15 protein-coding genes are annotated in these 14,405 nt (G+C 68.4%); 9 read left to right on the top strand and 6 right to left on the bottom strand.

Annotated elements, in window-relative coordinates; all coding sequences use genetic code 11:
- Nucleotides 1-18: 18 nt before the first annotated feature.
- A complete protein-coding gene (locus tag ACFPIH_RS22455) occupies nucleotides 19-411 on the top strand; it encodes a hypothetical protein (RefSeq protein WP_381164271.1) in 393 nt (130 codons plus the stop codon).
- 51 nt (nucleotides 412-462) lie between these two features.
- Here ACFPIH_RS22455 and ACFPIH_RS22450 read toward each other — a convergent pair whose 3' ends face one another.
- Together ACFPIH_RS22450 and ACFPIH_RS22445 are read right to left on the bottom strand one after the other, a co-directional pair.
- Nucleotides 463-1,137 (bottom strand): O-methyltransferase, encoded by a 675-nt coding sequence (locus ACFPIH_RS22450; protein WP_381164274.1) that lies wholly within the window; start codon nucleotides 1,135-1,137, stop codon nucleotides 463-465.
- 144 nt (nucleotides 1,138-1,281) lie between these two features.
- Nucleotides 1,282-3,183, bottom strand: coding sequence for a DUF2330 domain-containing protein (locus tag ACFPIH_RS22445; RefSeq protein WP_381164277.1), 1,902 nt, complete (start codon nucleotides 3,181-3,183; stop codon nucleotides 1,282-1,284).
- 397 nt (nucleotides 3,184-3,580) lie between these two features.
- Here ACFPIH_RS22445 and ACFPIH_RS22440 point away from each other — a divergent pair, with 397 nt between their 5' ends.
- The 5 genes from ACFPIH_RS22440 (at nucleotide 3,581) to ACFPIH_RS22420 (ending at nucleotide 9,051) form a co-directional block, all read left to right on the top strand.
- Nucleotides 3,581-5,626 (top strand): bifunctional glycosyltransferase 87/phosphatase PAP2 family protein, encoded by a 2,046-nt coding sequence (locus tag ACFPIH_RS22440; protein WP_381164280.1) that lies wholly within the window; start codon nucleotides 3,581-3,583, stop codon nucleotides 5,624-5,626.
- An 80-nt stretch (nucleotides 5,627-5,706) separates the two neighbouring features.
- Nucleotides 5,707-7,764: a CHAT domain-containing protein gene (locus tag ACFPIH_RS22435; RefSeq protein WP_381164283.1), complete on the top strand. Its 2,058-nt coding sequence runs from the start codon at nucleotides 5,707-5,709 to the stop codon at nucleotides 7,762-7,764.
- A gap of 11 nt (nucleotides 7,765-7,775) precedes the next feature.
- Nucleotides 7,776-8,207: a hypothetical protein gene (locus ACFPIH_RS22430; protein ID WP_381164286.1), complete on the top strand. Its 432-nt coding sequence runs from the start codon at nucleotides 7,776-7,778 to the stop codon at nucleotides 8,205-8,207.
- Nucleotides 8,208-8,413: 206 nt separating this feature from the next.
- Complete coding sequence (locus ACFPIH_RS22425; protein WP_381164289.1) at nucleotides 8,414-8,659, top strand: CD225/dispanin family protein; 246 nt, start codon at nucleotides 8,414-8,416, stop codon at nucleotides 8,657-8,659.
- A complete protein-coding gene (locus ACFPIH_RS22420) occupies nucleotides 8,656-9,051 on the top strand; it encodes a DUF2752 domain-containing protein (protein ID WP_381164292.1) in 396 nt (131 codons plus the stop codon). The genes ACFPIH_RS22425 and ACFPIH_RS22420 overlap by 4 nt, the downstream gene beginning before the upstream one ends.
- A gap of 328 nt (nucleotides 9,052-9,379) precedes the next feature.
- Here the strand turns inward: ACFPIH_RS22420 and ACFPIH_RS22415 are convergent, their stop codons facing one another.
- From ACFPIH_RS22415 to ACFPIH_RS22405, 3 genes are read right to left on the bottom strand one after another with little or no spacing between them, the layout of a single operon-like run.
- Nucleotides 9,380-9,577, bottom strand: a complete 198-nt coding sequence (locus tag ACFPIH_RS22415; protein WP_381164295.1) for a hypothetical protein — start codon at nucleotides 9,575-9,577, stop codon at nucleotides 9,380-9,382.
- 30 nt (nucleotides 9,578-9,607) lie between these two features.
- Nucleotides 9,608-10,186, bottom strand: coding sequence for a suppressor of fused domain protein (locus tag ACFPIH_RS22410; RefSeq protein WP_381164298.1), 579 nt, complete (start codon nucleotides 10,184-10,186; stop codon nucleotides 9,608-9,610).
- A 24-nt stretch (nucleotides 10,187-10,210) separates the two neighbouring features.
- Complete coding sequence (locus ACFPIH_RS22405; RefSeq protein WP_381164301.1) at nucleotides 10,211-10,657, bottom strand: ATP-binding protein; 447 nt, start codon at nucleotides 10,655-10,657, stop codon at nucleotides 10,211-10,213.
- Between the two features lie 75 nt (nucleotides 10,658-10,732).
- Between ACFPIH_RS22405 and ACFPIH_RS22400 the strand changes: the two genes are divergently transcribed.
- Nucleotides 10,733-11,563, top strand: coding sequence for a helix-turn-helix domain-containing protein (locus ACFPIH_RS22400; protein WP_381164304.1), 831 nt, complete (start codon nucleotides 10,733-10,735; stop codon nucleotides 11,561-11,563).
- Entirely contained in the window at nucleotides 11,541-11,732 is a 192-nt protein-coding gene (locus ACFPIH_RS22395) for a DUF397 domain-containing protein (protein ID WP_381164307.1), read from the top strand. The genes ACFPIH_RS22400 and ACFPIH_RS22395 overlap by 23 nt, the downstream gene beginning before the upstream one ends.
- Here ACFPIH_RS22395 and ACFPIH_RS22390 read toward each other — a convergent pair.
- Nucleotides 11,716-12,885: a steroid 3-ketoacyl-CoA thiolase gene (locus ACFPIH_RS22390; protein WP_381164310.1), complete on the bottom strand. Its 1,170-nt coding sequence runs from the start codon at nucleotides 12,883-12,885 to the stop codon at nucleotides 11,716-11,718. The two genes, ACFPIH_RS22395 and ACFPIH_RS22390, sit on opposite strands and share 17 nt — an antisense overlap.
- A gap of 173 nt (nucleotides 12,886-13,058) precedes the next feature.
- On the opposite strand from ACFPIH_RS22390, the gene ACFPIH_RS22385 reads away from it, so the two are divergent.
- Nucleotides 13,059-14,294 carry a cytochrome P450 gene (locus ACFPIH_RS22385; protein WP_381164313.1) on the top strand — a complete coding sequence of 412 codons (1,236 nt, stop codon included), beginning with the start codon at nucleotides 13,059-13,061 and terminating at the stop codon, nucleotides 14,292-14,294.
- The last annotated feature ends 111 nt before the right edge of the window (nucleotides 14,295-14,405 follow it).

The raw sequence follows: 14,405 nt of genomic DNA, 5'->3' as shown, positions 1-14,405 counted from the left end.
TCACGAAGGAGAGCGCACGTGCTCGAACTCACCATGGCCTCCGTCTCCGGGACGGAAGAGGGTGCCACGGCCGGCATGCTCATGGCCGACGCGCCCAGTGACCCGGGCGCCGTGCTGCGGGTGGGCCGGGACAAGGCGGTGTGCCGTCTCGTGACGCCCGAGGACTGGCTGTTCGTCTCCCGGGTGCACCTGGAGTTCCTGTGCGGCCCCGAGGGCACCTGGCAGGTCTGCTGGCTGCGCGGCTCGCAGGACGAGCCCTCGTCCGAAGTGCGGCTGATCGTCGGGGAGTACGCGCAGCAGATCGCCTACGGCGGCACCGTGCCGCTGCCGCGCGGCGGCTCCGGCGAGATCGTCGTCGTCGACCGCACCGGGCCGCGCAGCGTCAACGTGGGCTTCTACCACGAGGAGTAGAGCCGCGGGGCGGGGAGTAGAGCCGGGGGAGGGGGCGGCGGGCGGGAGGAGCTACGCCAGGACGCGTGCGAGCGCGAAACCGTCGTAGCCCTTCGTGCCCACCGTCTGGATGGCCGTGCCGCTCAGCCGGGGGTGCGAGCCGATCAGCTCGATCGCGGCGCGGGTGCCCCGTACGTCATCGCTCGCGTCGTCGCTGTCGTCGACGACCCGCCCCTCCCGTACGACGTTGTCGACGACGATCAGGCTGCCCGCGCTGGTGAGTCTCAGGGCCCACTCCAGGTAGTGCGGGTTGTTGGCCTTGTCGGCGTCGATGAACACCAGGTCGAACGGGGGAGGGTTCTCGTCGGCCAGCGACGGCAGCGAGTCCAGGGCGGCGCCGACCCGCACCTCCACGATCTTGTCGAGGCCCGCGCGGGCGATGTTGCGGACGGCGACCTCGGCGTGTCTCGGCTCGTACTCCAGCGAGACCAGCCGGCCGTCCGCCGGGAGCGCGCGGGCCAGCCAGATCGTGCTGTAGCCGCCGAGCGTGCCGATCTCCAGAATCGTCCGCGCCCCCTGGATCTCGGCCAGCAGCTGGAGCAGCTTGCCCTCGTTCGCCGTGACGGCGATGTGCGGCAGCCCGGCGGCCTCGCTGTCGCGCAGCGCGGCCTCCGTCACCTCGTCGTCCGGGGCGAGATGGGACGTGAAGTAGGTGTCTACGGCGTCCCAGACCCGCGACTCGCTCATGGGCTCTGCCTCTCAGTCCTGGTCTCAAGTCCTAGATGGAAACCGGTGACTACCTGTGGGCAGAACCGGTGACTACCCGTGAAACGGGTTCGCCCGTGTGCGGGTTCCCACCCGCTCCCCTCGCGGACCGCGCCCGACGGCGATTCACCCGTTCGGCCTAGAGATCACCGGCTGGGTGAAGGGCTTGGCGGAGGTCGGCGGTTTGGTGGGCATGGGGGGCGGCGGGGCAGCGGCGGGCATGGGCGGCACGGCGGGAGACCTGGGCGTCCCGGCGGGCGAAGGCGGCGGTACAGCGGGGGAGCGCGGTGGCACGGCGGGGGAGGGCGGTGGTGCGGCGGCCGTCGGGGGCGGGGTGGCCGGCATGGGTGGCGGCACGGCGCCGGTGGTGGGCCGTACGGCGGGCCGTACGGCAGGCCGGGTGGCGGGCATCGGCGGCACGATCGGCGTACGGCGCCACGGCGAGGCGACTGGAGGGCTGCCCGGCCTGGCCCGCCCCGGGGGCACGGGAGGCATCGCAGTGGGCTGTTGGCCGGGGCGACCGGAGTGGCCGGGACTCCCGGGAGTTCCGGGATCCCCCGGGTGCCCGGAGGGGCTGGGCCGGCCAGGTTGACCGGGCCGAGCGAACCGGCCCGGTTGGCCGGGCCGCCCGGAACTGTCGGGCCGGCCCGGGCTGCCCGGTTGGCCGGGACCATAAGGATCGCTGGTGCCGCTGGTGCCGCTGGTGCCGCTGGTGCCGCCGGTGCCGCCGGGTTCACCGGGTTCACCGGGTTCGCCGGGACTGCCGGCCAGGCCGCCGAAACTGTCGGCCTCGCCGAGGTGGCCGAGATGGCCGAGATGGCCGTACGCATGCCTGGGGCTCGGCCCGGTCTCAGCCCCCCTGCTGACCCGCCGGAGCCTGCTGCCGTGCAGGCCGACCGTGACCACCGCCGTGGTCAGCGCAGCGAGCCCGCCGATCACCGTCAGCATCCACACCGGGACACCGAGCACCCGCAGCAGATGGTCCTCGTAGATCACCTGCTGGAACGGGGCGTCCGTGGCCGCCCGGCGCAGGGTGTGGTCCCCGGAGATCGCCGAGGGCTGCGGGAACTCCTGGGACACGGCCGTGAGGAACGGTGTGTCCGCCGCCAGCTCGCCCAGCGGCCCGCGTGTCGCCGTACCGATCCGCCCCGCGAACGTGACCCGGGGCCGGTCGCCGCCGATCCGGGACGCCGGTTCCATGCGGTGCGCGGCGAGGACGTACAGGCCGAGCGACTGCGGGGTGGCCGACAGTTGGGACAGTCGCATCGGGTAGACGGGCGCGTCGGCGGCGAAGGTGAGGCGCAGCGGTTCGAGGACGCCGTCGAGGGCCGCGCCGGCGGTCTCCGGGACGAGCTTGACCGCGACGTACTCCCAGCGCCGCTCGACGTACGGCTTGAGGGCGGTCTCGAGACGCGGCGGGAAGGTGAAGTCGTTCGCACTGAGCCAGTCGTCCAGGGCGGCCGGATCCGTGGCTGTCAGCCGGGCCACGTCGAACGGCCCGAGCCGCTCGCGCCCCACCACGCCCACGTCCGCGTTGCCGCCCGGCGGGGGCGGCGGACCGCCCCCGCCGTCGCCGGTGGTCAGCGGCCAGTCGCCGTCCTGCGGCCAGAAGTGGCTGCGGGACCGCTGCACGGGCGCGGTGGCGGCGGCCAGCTGTTCGAAGAGCTCGGTGTCGCCGAGGTCCACCGTGGCCCGGCGCGGCACCGGCATGATCCAGGCGGCCCGTTCGGCGTCCCCGCGGACCGTCAGGCTCGTCACGATCTGCTCCTGCTCGCCGTCCCAGCGCACCACGGACACCTCCCGGCCGACCGTGAGCTGCCGCTCGTCGCCCGGGAGCAGCGCACCGCAGGCGCAGGCGTACGCCGGTGCGACGAGCGAGCCGAGCTGGACCCCGAGCAGCGCGAGCAGCACGCCCACGACCCGAGCCCACACCCGTCCGCCCCGCGCGGGAGTGCGCGCCGCGTCCCGCCGCCGTCTCTCGCGCCCCCGCACTGAAGCGAGAGCGGTCGCCCCGACCAAGCCGATCATGTGCCGCAGCCCTTTCGTCGTCCCTCGCCCACCGGCCGTACGCGGCCTGCCGCCCTATGCCGCGCTACGCCGCCCTCTGCCGCCGTCACCCATGGCGCCCTACCAGCCCCTAGGGGGGTTTGCTGCCGTCAACAGCGGCGTACGACGGTACGGCCGAATCGCTGATTCCGTTCGTGTGAAGTGCGGGTTCCGGCCGCGCTGTGACCGACATCGCGCCCTGCGGAGGCAACCTCGCCCCCGGCGCACTATCGTCTTCCGGACAAAAGGAGGGCCGACGTCAGGTGAAGCGGGGGTGGCCTGCGTCTCTCTTCGGGGGCGGTGCGAGCCCATAGGGTTCGTCAAGGGAAAATCCACGCAACGGACGCGTGGCACGAACGGGGCGGGAGGCCTACGAGGCGTGGCGAATGCGGAGCACAGCGGGCGACCGACAGGGGTCTTCGGGGCGACGGCGGTCGGCACGGCGAAGGCGCGCCTGCGCGCGGCCCGCCTCGGCCTCTGGCTGGTCGCGGCGGTCCTCGCCGTACGCCAGGTGGCCGTCGTCCTGGGCACCCCGCGCGGAGAACGGCTGACGGACCTGGAGACCTGGGTCGGACCGAACGGCGTGCTGCACGTCAAGGGTTCGCTCTACGACTCCACGCAGTTCACCGGCACGCCGTTCGGCGGGCTGGTTCTCAAACCCCTCACCAGAGCGGCGGAACAGGCCCTCGGCTGGGGCTGGACCTTCGGCACGCTGCTGCTGGTCGCGGCCCTCGGCCTGGTCATCGCGCGGGCCCTGCCGCAGCCGGTCACCAGACGTACGGCCCTGCTGGCGGCCCCGGTCGCGATCAGCCTGCTGATGCTCTCCCTGCCGGTCCGCAACACCCTCTGGCTGGGCCAGACCAGCATCATCCCGGTCCTGCTCGTGTTCCTCGGCTGCTTCGCGGTACGGGACTGGCGGGCGGCCGGCGCCCTGATCGGCCTGGCGGCGGCCCTCCAGCCCACGGTCCTGCTCTTCGCGGCGCTGCTCTGGTTCACCGGCCGTCGCCGGGCGGCAGCGGCCACGGGGGCGACCTTCGCCGGAGCCACGGTGCTCGCGTGGGCGGCGCTGCCGCACGACTCGTACACCTACTGGGTGCACCACATGGCGGGCGTGGGCCTGGGCGGCAAGGCCGATGCCCTCGGCAACCAGTCCCTGCACGGCGCCCTGCTCCGCCTAGGCCTCTCCGGCCCGCTGGAGATCGGCCTGTTCCTGGCGCTGGGCGCGGCCATCGCCGTCCTCGGCGTCCGCCGGGCGGTCCGCTACGCACGCGACGGCCAGCTCCTGCTCGCGGTGGCCCTGACGGGCTGCGCGGCGATCGCCGTCTCCCCGACCACCTGGCAGCACCAGCTCCTCTGGCTGCTGCCGGCGGTGGTCGGCCGGGTCGGCAAGCGGGCCTCGGACCGCTACGTCTGGCCGGTCGCGGTCGTCATCACCATGACCCTCCCGGCGAAGATGATGCTGCCGAACATGCCGGCCCTCTACCCCCTGCGTGACAACGTCGTCCTGCTGGCAGCCGTCGCCGCGGCCACCCTCATCCCCTTCCTCCCGCGCACCTCCCCGTACTACAGATCGCCCATCCCCACGGACTACGCGCCTCCGGTCCCGGCCCGCTGGAAGCAGGTCCCCCTGCTCCCGTTCCTCAAGCGCGTCCTGACCCGCCCGAACCTCCTCCTGGAACTCCTCCTCATCCGCGTCACGTACGCCGCCTACCAGCAGGTCCGCCTGGCTGCGACCGGTGGCACGAACTCCGAGGGCCGTGCCGACGCGGAGGCGCACGGCCGGGAGATCCTCGACATCGAGCGCTTCCTCCACATCGACATCGAGCACGCGGTCAACCACTGGGTGGTCGGGGTCGGCTGGCTCCGCGACTTCTTCGACTTCTACTACGAGTCCTTCCACTTCGTGGTCCCGCTCTCCGTGCTGGCCGTCCTCTACTGGCGCCGCCCCGTCGACTACCGCTGGGCCCGCGCGTCCCTGGGCTTTGCCACCCTCCTGGCCCTGGTCGGCTTCTGGCTCTACCCGCTGGCCCCGCCGCGCCTGATGCCGGGCCTCGGCGTCATCGACACGGTCCACGGCGTCCAGGACTTCTCCAAGCCGGACTACGGCACGCTCACCGCGCTGACGAACCAGTACGCGGCGATGCCCTCCCTCCACTTCGGCTGGTCCCTCTGGTGCGGCCTGGTCATCGCGATCGTCGCCCCCAAGTGGTGGATGAAGGCCCTGGGCCTCCTGCACCCCTTCTTCACGGTCACGGCGATCGTCGCAACGGGCAACCACTGGGTCCTCGACGCGGCGGGCGGCGCGGTGGTGGTCCTGGCGGGCTTCGGCCTCTCCTACGCCCTGATGGGCCCACGGGCGGGGGAGGCGGCGCCGATGAAGCGATCCGAACTGATCCCGGCGGAGAAGGAACCCACGCCGAGCTGATCCCGCACCGCCCGACTGCCGAGTGGACGCCCCGAAGTATCGGGTGTGCACTGTAATTGTGGGGGTCGGAGGTGGCGGGAATGGAAGATCTGCCGTTTCGGCTCGAAATCATTGAAACCGACACCGAGTGGATCGTTCAGTGTTCATCTGAGTTCGGTGAAGCGAGCATGCGGGTGTCGCCACCCTGTTCGGAGAGTGAAATGCAATCCGAGCTGGATGGGGTGGAAAAATCCCTGGTGAAGTCGTACAGCATGAACATTGTGCGTGGTGCGTCAGTACCGGAGAAGACGGCGCGCGAATTCGGAAATCTATTGACCAGGACAATTCTGAGGGACAAGATATTCACTCAGTTCGATCTGTGCAGAATCCGCGCCAAAGAGCAGGGGAAATCGGTTCGTGTATTGTTGCGAACGGACGGACCGCAGGTGATTCGTATTCCGTGGGAGTACATGATCGACCCGGCTTACGATGACTACCTTGCCCTGCATGTACCGATCGTACGAGACTTGCGGCTCATGAATCGCACAACCCCGATGCCGCTTACCCTCCCGCTCCGAGTGCTCGGTATCTCGGCGCTTCCGGACGATCTTCCGGCACTGGAAGCGCAACAGGAGAGAGACCGGATCGCGCAGGTCCTGCGGCGGGACAGCTCGGAAAAAGTGGACGTTCACTGGCTGGCGGGAGACCGGTGGCAGGACCTCAGAAGCGCGCTGAAAACGGGCACGTGGCATGTTCTCCACTGCGTCTGCCACGGCGGATTCGACAAGGCGGGTGCCGAGGGATACATCCAACTCTCCGGCGACGACGGTTCGGCGATGCGCCTCCATGCCAGCGATCTCCGGCGGCTGATCGCAGCCGGCCCCCATCTGCGTCTCGTCGTGCTGAACGCCTGCGAGTCCGCGGTGAGCGGGCCGGAGAGCGCCTTCACGAGTACCGCCGCCGCTCTGATGGCGGCAGGAGTGCCGGCCGTGGTTGCGATGCAGTACGAGATCACCGACCGTGCCGCTTTCACCTTCGCCTCCTCCTTCTACGAGCGGATCGCCGAAGGAATTCCGGTGGACCAGGCGGTGACGCTCGCCCGCGACGATGTGAAAGTGCGCCTGGGTAGTCTGGAGTGGGCTACCCCCGTGCTTTTCCTCGCGTCCGACACGCCCCAGATCTTCGCATCGCCGAAAACATCGCCGGTGAGGAATACGCCGCAGGATTCGCCGCCGACCACGGAACCCACGCGGTCGCCGCCCAAGAGGATCGATGTACTCGCTGAGGTCGGGCCCTGTGGGCATGTGGCGCTCGGGCCGGGAGACCTGTTGGCCGCGGCCTGCGAGGACGGCGCGATCCGGGTCCTCGAAACAGCGAAGGGTGAACTGGTGGCCCAGTGCCTGCCCGTGCAGCGCGAGAAACCGGTGCGCCTTGCCTGGAGCCCCTGGCGACGGCACGTGGCGAGCCGGCACAAGGACGGCACGGTGGTCATCTGGGACCTGAAGACCGAGATGCCCGTGCGCGTCATGACCGCTGGAGGGCAGGGCGACGCCGTCGCTTTCAGCGCTGACGGCCACTGGCTCGCGCTGACCGCGGGGAACCGCATCCACGTCTACGACGCGCTCGGCGCCCGGGTGCGGGACCTGTACGTCTGCTCACCGAAAGAGACCGCAGTATGGTCCGCGGGCCAGAACTCCCCCCTCGGACCCGTCAGCTTCGCGCCAGGAGACCGACACCTAGTCGTGGCCTGCGGAGACGGCGTGGTACGACAACTGAACGTTCGGGGGCTGCCCGTCATGGAATGGCGCCACCCTCAGCCCGTCCTCTCTCTCGCTGTCACGGAAGATCTTCTCGCCGTCGGCTGCCTGGACGGCCGGGTGCGCCTGTGGACCTGGGATGGCCACCTCCTCTGGCGCACGCAACCCGGGCGCCCCGCCTACCATTTGGCGTTCGCCGCCGAATGTCCAGGGGTCGCGATGGCCCATCAACGAGGCAAGGTGGCCATCCGGAACGTGTACACCGGAAAGGCTTCACCTGTGTCGAAGCTTGCCAGCAGGCCTGTGGGGCTTGCATTCCTCGAAGACGACAAGGGACTCGTCACCGCCACCCGCACGGGCACAGTCGAACGCTGGGAACTGCCCGACTGGATGGTCGAATAGGGAGCCGCACCATGACAGACCTCAAGGTCGAGATCCTCTGGCCCTTGTCTCTGCCTGCCAATCCGGCCGAGGAGGGGCAGGACCTTCTGCGTGCAACCGGAATCGACACCACCTGCATGCTGCTTCCGACCCGGAGGGGAGCGGCCGACGTCGTGTTGGTGCTCGTGACGACAGCCGTCATGGAGCCATTCCTGCGAACCATCTTCCAGAAGCTCGCCGAAGAGGCCCACAGAGGGCTGAAGGCATTCACGGACCGGCTGTTGAAGCCGACTGCGGATGGGACACAAGCACCGGAAAGCGTGGTTTTCGAGATGTCGACAGGCGGTCGGGTCACGTTCACCACGGACCTTCCGGAGCGGGCGTACGAACAGGCCGTCGGCCTGGACGCCCGCAATGAGAACTGGACCTGGGACTCCCGGCACACCATGTGGGTCCCCAGCTGAGACCCGGATCCGGAGGAGGGCAGTCAGCCATGGCAGACAAGCATCAACAGCCATCGCCCGAAGAAGGCTGGGGGCCAGACCCTCTGGGATCGGAACGCCATTCCTTCTCCACTCCTCCTCAGCAACCGCAACGGAAACAGCCCCCGCACTCCCAGCCGACCTGGGGGCACCAATACCCGCCACAGAGGCCGGCGCCCGAGTCATACATGACCCCTGCCATCCTCGTCACCATTCTGTGCTTCCTGCCGACCGGGATCGCGGCCATCGTCTTCGCCTCACAGGTCTCGGCCAAGAACACCGCGGGCGAATACCAGGGAGCTGTCGAGGCGTCACGGAGAGCCCGGATCCTCATCTTCGTGAGCATTGGGCTCGCTGTTGTGTTCTGGCTGATCATCATCATCATCGCGGTGAGCGTGTCGGACACCTCCACCGAATACATGCCCGCGCCATGAACTCACTGCGCCGACGCTCCGCCCTTGAAGCATGGCTCGGCGGCGGCCTCTTGGCGGCGGTCACCCTCGCCGCCGCACTACTCGACCCCACGCGCCCGGGCCGGTTCCCCACCTGCCCGTTCCGGGGCCTCACGGGATTCGACTGTCCGGGCTGTGGAACCCTGCGTGCGCTGTACGAGCTGACCCACGGCCATCTGGTGGCGGCGGTGGACTACAACGCATTCCTGGTCGCTTTCCTGCCGTTCGCCGTCGTGGTGTGGCTGCGCGCTATCACCGGGAGGTCAGGCCCACGGGTTCTTCCCGTGTGGTGTGCCCGTGCGGTGCTTGCCGTGGTCGTCGGCTGGGCCGTGATGCGCAATCTCCCCGTCTTCGGGGGCGCGTTGGCCGCGTGAAGGGTTCAGCCGTGTGTCGCGAGCCTGTACCTGCCGCCGTGCGTGTAGGACTCCCGAATGGAGCTGTGTGACGAGGCGCTCATGCTTCTCGCTACTGAACGACCCTAGCGGCGACGCGAACTCCCCCTGTTTCGACGCCCTCCCCGTCAGGAACAATGGCCCGCCGGTCGTGTCGGGGCAAAGGACATGGTGCGGCCTGGCCTGTCGCATCCCGAGCTCCCGCTCTTCGGAGCCCGCGTGGACGAGGACACGATCGTGGTCAAAATTCCCACGCGCCCCACGGACGAGATCCTGCGCGTGGAGGTACCAGCTCGGATGCCGAATGGTCCTACACCGGGTTTCGGTGCCCTCCGGCGATGGCTGGCGCGGACACGCGGAAGATCTTCCAGCTCTCCATCCGGGCGATGGCGTACTCCACGCGCGCGAGCACACCGTGGTCTTGCCGACCGTGCTTCGTACCGGACAGTTCCCACGCCTTGCAGTGGTTCCGGTTGCCGGGCACCGGCCGGGCGGGTCCTTCACTCATCACAAGCGGTTGCCGCTGGAGGCCTGGAGCTCAGACGACCGATGCCCTGAAGGGATCGGTGGGGATGATCTCTGCCTCATCGAAGAGCTGCTCCAACGCCTCGTGCCCGTGACGCCTGCGGAACTCGATCTCAGACGCGGTCACCGGCAGGGTCCATAGGATGCGGGCGTGTCCTCCAGGCAGCGGACAATGTTCAAGGCCGGGGCCGTGGAGATAGGGCAGGCTGATCAGAAGATGGTCGCAGGTCGAACCCGGCACCCACGGTTCACCAATCGGCATGCTGTGCGCCAGGTCGAGTTGATGCCCTCCGCAGTGGTAGTAGGCAATCATCGCCATGAGTTCGATGAACCGCTGGTCGCGGACGTGGGCAGTCATGACGAACTCAAGTCCGTGACCGTGCTTCTCCATCGAGGCCCAGCACCCGGCAGTCACATAGGTCCAGCTGTCGCTGCGGGAGCCGGGTTCCACAACGAGAACCCGCAGATTGGGCATCACCTGTCGCCGTTCCGGTCCGAGGTCGTAGTCGTCGACCTCCACGGTGTGCCCCATGAAGAACGCCCGGACGTGTGACTCAACGGCCTCCGTGGCCAGCAGCCTTGCATCACTCACCGCACGATCATCCCAGACTGCGGTCTACCGCCCCTGGCCGCTCACAACGCATCGTGGTTGGTCGCACTCGAACCACACCGTCTTTCCACCCCCGGATGCCGGTGACACTCCCCACCTGTCGACCATCGCGTCCAGGAGGAACAGACCCCGGCCGGACTCCGACTCCAGGTCCAAGGTCGTTGGGGGAGTGGGGAGTTCCGGGTGGTTGTCGGTTACCTCCACGCGGACTCCCTCCCGGCGTTTCAGGAGGAGGAACGTGCAGTGGTGGTCCGGGACGTGGCGGATCACGTTGGCGATCAGTTCCGTTGTCGCCAACTCGACCGGGTCCGTCAGGGGTTGGAGGTTCCAGTCCTCCAGGAAGCTGCGGATGATGCGGCGGATGTGGCGGGCCGAGTGGGCGCCGGCCGTCAGGGTCATGCGGTACTGGGTGGGGACCGGCGAGGCGTAGATCGAGGGGAAGTATCCGTTCACGGTATGAGAGTGACCCACTTCGACTACTCTGGGCTATCGGTTGGATACAACGCGTTCCGTTGTGGGGGGCCTCTCGTGGTGCACATCAACGTCCTCGATCCCGGTGCTTCGCCGCTCGACTACTACGGCTTTGAGCTGCGGCGGTTGAGGGAGGCCGCGGGTCTCACGCAGAAGCAGATGGGAGATGTGCTCAACTACACCGGCTCGCTGGTTGGGCAGATCGAGACCGCGAGGAAAGTTCCCACGCTTGAGTTCAGTGAGCGCGTGGATGCCGCTCTCGGGGCGGGTGGTCTCTTCTCCCGGCTCGTCGTGCTCGTCCTGCGGAGTCAACTTCCGGCCTGGTTCAGGCAGGTGGCTGAGCTCCAAGCGCGGGCCACCGAGATCTACTCGTTCGAGATCGGGATGGTTCCTGGGCTTCTGCAGACCCCGGCGTATGCCCGTGCTGTGCTGGGGGCGATCGATGACGCGGATCTGGACGACCGCACCGACATCCGGCTGGCCCGTCAGGGGATCTTTGGGAAGGGCGAACCACCGCTCTTCTGGGTCGTCCTCGCTGAGGCCGCTCTGCATCAGGAAATCGGTGGCCCCAAGACCATGCACGAGCAACTGGCCCACCTGTTGTCCTTCCAGAACAACCCCCGGATCAACATCCAGGTGCTGCCGTTCGCGGCTGGAGCACACGCGGGACTGACAGGCTCGTTCGACATCTATCGCTTCTCCAGCGACCCGGCCATCGTCTATACGGAGGGCTATGGCAGCGCGCATCCCAGCGCCAACCCGGACACCGTCAAGGGCTGCTCGCTCCGTTACGATCATCTGCAAGCCGCCGCCCTTTCCCTCAAGGATTCGGCGGCACTGATCCGGCGAGTGATGGAGGAACGCTATGGAGAGCAGCATCTGGCGTAAGTCCAGCTACAGCAGCGACCAGGGCGGCAACTGCGTCGAGATCGCCGAAAACCCCAAGACCGTCGCCGTACGCGACTCCAAGAACCCGGCGGGGCCGATCGTCACGCTTCGGCCCGCCGCGTTCTCGGACTTTCTCAACTGGACGGCAGCGGCTACAGCCGCTGGATGATCGTGCCGGTGGCCAACGCGCCGCCCGCGCACATCGTGATCAGGGCGAACTCCTTGTCCGTGCGCTCCAGTTCGTGAAGGGCCGTGGTGATGAGGCGGGCGCCCGTCGCGCCGACCGGGTGGCCCAGGGCGATCGCCCCGCCGTTCACGTTGACCTTCGACAGGTCGGCCCCGAAGACCTTCGCCCAGCTCAACACCACTGACGCGAACGCCTCGTTGATCTCGACCAGGTCGATGTCCTTCAGCGTCATGCCTGCCTTGCCGAGGACCGCTCGTGTCGCGTCGATGGGCCCGTCCAGGTGGTAGTGCGGGTCCGCGCCCACCAGCGCCTGGGCCACGATCCGTGCGCGGGGGCGCAGCTTCAGTGCCCTTGCCATCCGTTTCGACGACCACATGATCGCCGCCGCGCCGTCGCTGATCTGGGACGAGTTGCCCGCCGTGTGGATCGCAGTCGGCATCACCGGTTTCAACCCAGCCAACGCCTCGGCCGAGGTGTCGCGTAGGCCCTCGTCCTTGTCGACCAGGCGCCACATGCCCTGGCCTGCTGTCTGTTCCTCCTCCGTGGTGGGGACCTGGACGGCGAAGGTTTCGCGCTTGAAGCGTTCCTCCGACCAGGCCACCGCCGCGCGGGATTGGGAGAGGAGGCCCAACTCGTCCACGTTCTCCCTCGTCAGGCCGCGGTTGCGGGCTATGCGCTCCGCCGCCTCGAACTGGTTGGGGAGGTCTACGTTCCACTCCTCCGGGAACGGCTTTCCGGGGCCGTGCTTCGAGCCCGAGCCGAGGGGGACTCGGGACATCGCCTCGACCCCGCACGAGATGCCTACGTCGATGACGCCGGCCGCGATCATGTTCGCCGTCATGTGCGATGCCTGTTGCGAGGAGCCGCACTGGCAGTCGACCGTGGTCGCCGCCGTTTCGTACGGCAGGCCCATCGTCAGCCAGGCGGTGCGGGCGGGGTTCATCGACTGTTCGCCGGCGTGGGTCACGGTGCCGCCGACGATCTGCTCCACCGCGTCGGCGGGGATGCCGGTGCGGCCCAGGAGCTCACGGTAGGTCTCGCCCAGGAGGTAGGCGGGGTGCAGGTTGGCGAGCGCGCCGCCGCGCTTGCCGATAGGGGTGCGTACTGCTTCCACGATCACGGGTTCGGCGGCCATGGGTGCGGATCCTCCTCCGAGGAACTAGTACGTGTTCTAGTTCTTCCGAGCAGTCTGCGGACGTGATGTGCGTCACCGCAAGGGTCTTGCAGCCTTCAGGGGTCTGAACTACCTTCACGACAATCTATTTCTGATGAACCGTCAGATGGAAAGTTCGATGGCTGGAGCCGCCGATGCCCTGTCCAGCGCTTCCCGACGGGTTTGACTTCACCGACCCCGACCTGTTGCAACACCGTGTGCCCCTCCCCGAGTTCGCCGAGCTGCGGACCGCAGAGCCGGTCCGCTGGATCCCGCAGTCGGGCAACGTCGCCGGCTTCCAGGACGAGGGGTACTGGGCCGTCACCCGGCATGCCGATGTCAAGTACGTCTCGACCCACCCCGAGATCTTCTCCTCCTACCTCAACACCGCGATCATCCGGTTCAACGAGCACATCCCCCGGGAGTCGATCGACGCTCAGCGGTTCATTCTGTTGAACATGGACCCGCCTGAGCACACGCGCGTGCGGCAGATCGTGCAGCGTGGGTTCACGCCCCGGGCCATCCGGGGGCTCGAGGAGCGGCTGCGGCAGCGGGCGCAGGGCATCGTCGACGGCGCCCGTGCGCACGACGGGCCCTTCGACTTCGTCACCTCCGTGGCCTGCGAGCTGCCGCTGCAGGCCATCGCCGAGCTGATCGGCGTCCCCCAGGACGACCGGGGCAAGGTCTTCGAGTGGTCCAACAAGATGATCGCGTACGACGATCCCGAGTACGCCATCACTCAGGAGGTCGGGGCGCAGTCCGCTGCCGAGGTGCTCGCCTACGCGATGAACATGGCCGCGGAGCGGAAGCAGTGTCCCGCCCAGGACATCGTCAGCACGCTGGTGGCGGCCGAGGACGAGGGGAATCTGAACTCCGACGAGTTCGGGTTCTTCGTGCTCATGCTTGCTGTGGCTGGGAATGAGACGACCCGGAACGCGATCACCCACGGGATGCACGCCTTCCTCACGCATCCCGAGCAGTGGGAGCTGTACAAGGCGCAACGGCCCGACACCGCCGCCGAGGAGATAGTGCGGTGGGCGACGCCCGTCGTCTCCTTCCAGCGCACCGCCACCCAGGACACCGAACTCGGCGGCAAGCTGATCAAGAAGGGGGATCGGGTGGGCATTTTCTACGCCTCCGCCAATCACGATCCCGAGGTGTTCGAGCGTCCCGACGAGTTCGACGTCACCCGGGATCCGAACCCGCATCTAGGGTTCGGTGGGGGCGGGCCGCACTTCTGTCTCGGGAAGTCCCTTGCCGTTCTGGAGATCAACCTCATCTTCAACGCGATAGCCGACGCCATGCCGGGGCTGTCGCTCGTCGACGATCCCCGGCGGCTGCGGTCCGCCTGGATCAACGGGGTGAAGGAGCTGCGGGTCAGCGCCGGCTGAGGGGCAACCGCGCCCGGACCGGCGGTATCGCAGCGACGCCGGTCCGGTCCCGTGTCCCGATGCCATGAGTTTGGCGGAATGCCGACAGTGCTGTTTACGTGGTCGTATACT

It is taken from the genome of Streptomyces vulcanius (genome assembly GCF_042653945.1).
Lineage (GTDB): Bacteria > Actinomycetota > Actinomycetes > Streptomycetales > Streptomycetaceae > Streptomyces > Streptomyces mangrovi.
This window is presented reverse-complemented; position numbering and strand designations above follow the sequence as displayed.

Excerpts from the sequence above, each read along its gene's own strand:
- ACFPIH_RS22445 (WP_381164277.1), bottom strand. The coding sequence starts at position 3,183 with ATGATCGGCTTGGTCGGGGCGACCGCTCTCGCTTCAGTGCGGGGGCGC.
- ACFPIH_RS22415 (WP_381164295.1), bottom strand. The coding sequence starts at position 9,577 with ATGAGTGAAGGACCCGCCCGGCCGGTGCCCGGCAACCGGAACCACTGC.
- ACFPIH_RS22390 (WP_381164310.1), bottom strand. The coding sequence starts at position 12,885 with ATGGCCGCCGAACCCGTGATCGTGGAAGCAGTACGCACCCCTATCGGC.
- ACFPIH_RS22385 (WP_381164313.1), top strand. The coding sequence starts at position 13,059 with ATGCCCTGTCCAGCGCTTCCCGACGGGTTTGACTTCACCGACCCCGAC.
- ACFPIH_RS22425 (WP_381164289.1), top strand. The coding sequence starts at position 8,414 with ATGACCCCTGCCATCCTCGTCACCATTCTGTGCTTCCTGCCGACCGGG.
- ACFPIH_RS22395 (WP_381164307.1), top strand. The coding sequence starts at position 11,541 with ATGGAGAGCAGCATCTGGCGTAAGTCCAGCTACAGCAGCGACCAGGGC.
- ACFPIH_RS22430 (WP_381164286.1), top strand. The coding sequence starts at position 7,776 with ATGACAGACCTCAAGGTCGAGATCCTCTGGCCCTTGTCTCTGCCTGCC.
- ACFPIH_RS22450 (WP_381164274.1), bottom strand. The coding sequence starts at position 1,137 with ATGAGCGAGTCGCGGGTCTGGGACGCCGTAGACACCTACTTCACGTCC.
- ACFPIH_RS22420 (WP_381164292.1), top strand. The coding sequence starts at position 8,656 with ATGAACTCACTGCGCCGACGCTCCGCCCTTGAAGCATGGCTCGGCGGC.
- ACFPIH_RS22435 (WP_381164283.1), top strand. The coding sequence starts at position 5,707 with ATGGAAGATCTGCCGTTTCGGCTCGAAATCATTGAAACCGACACCGAG.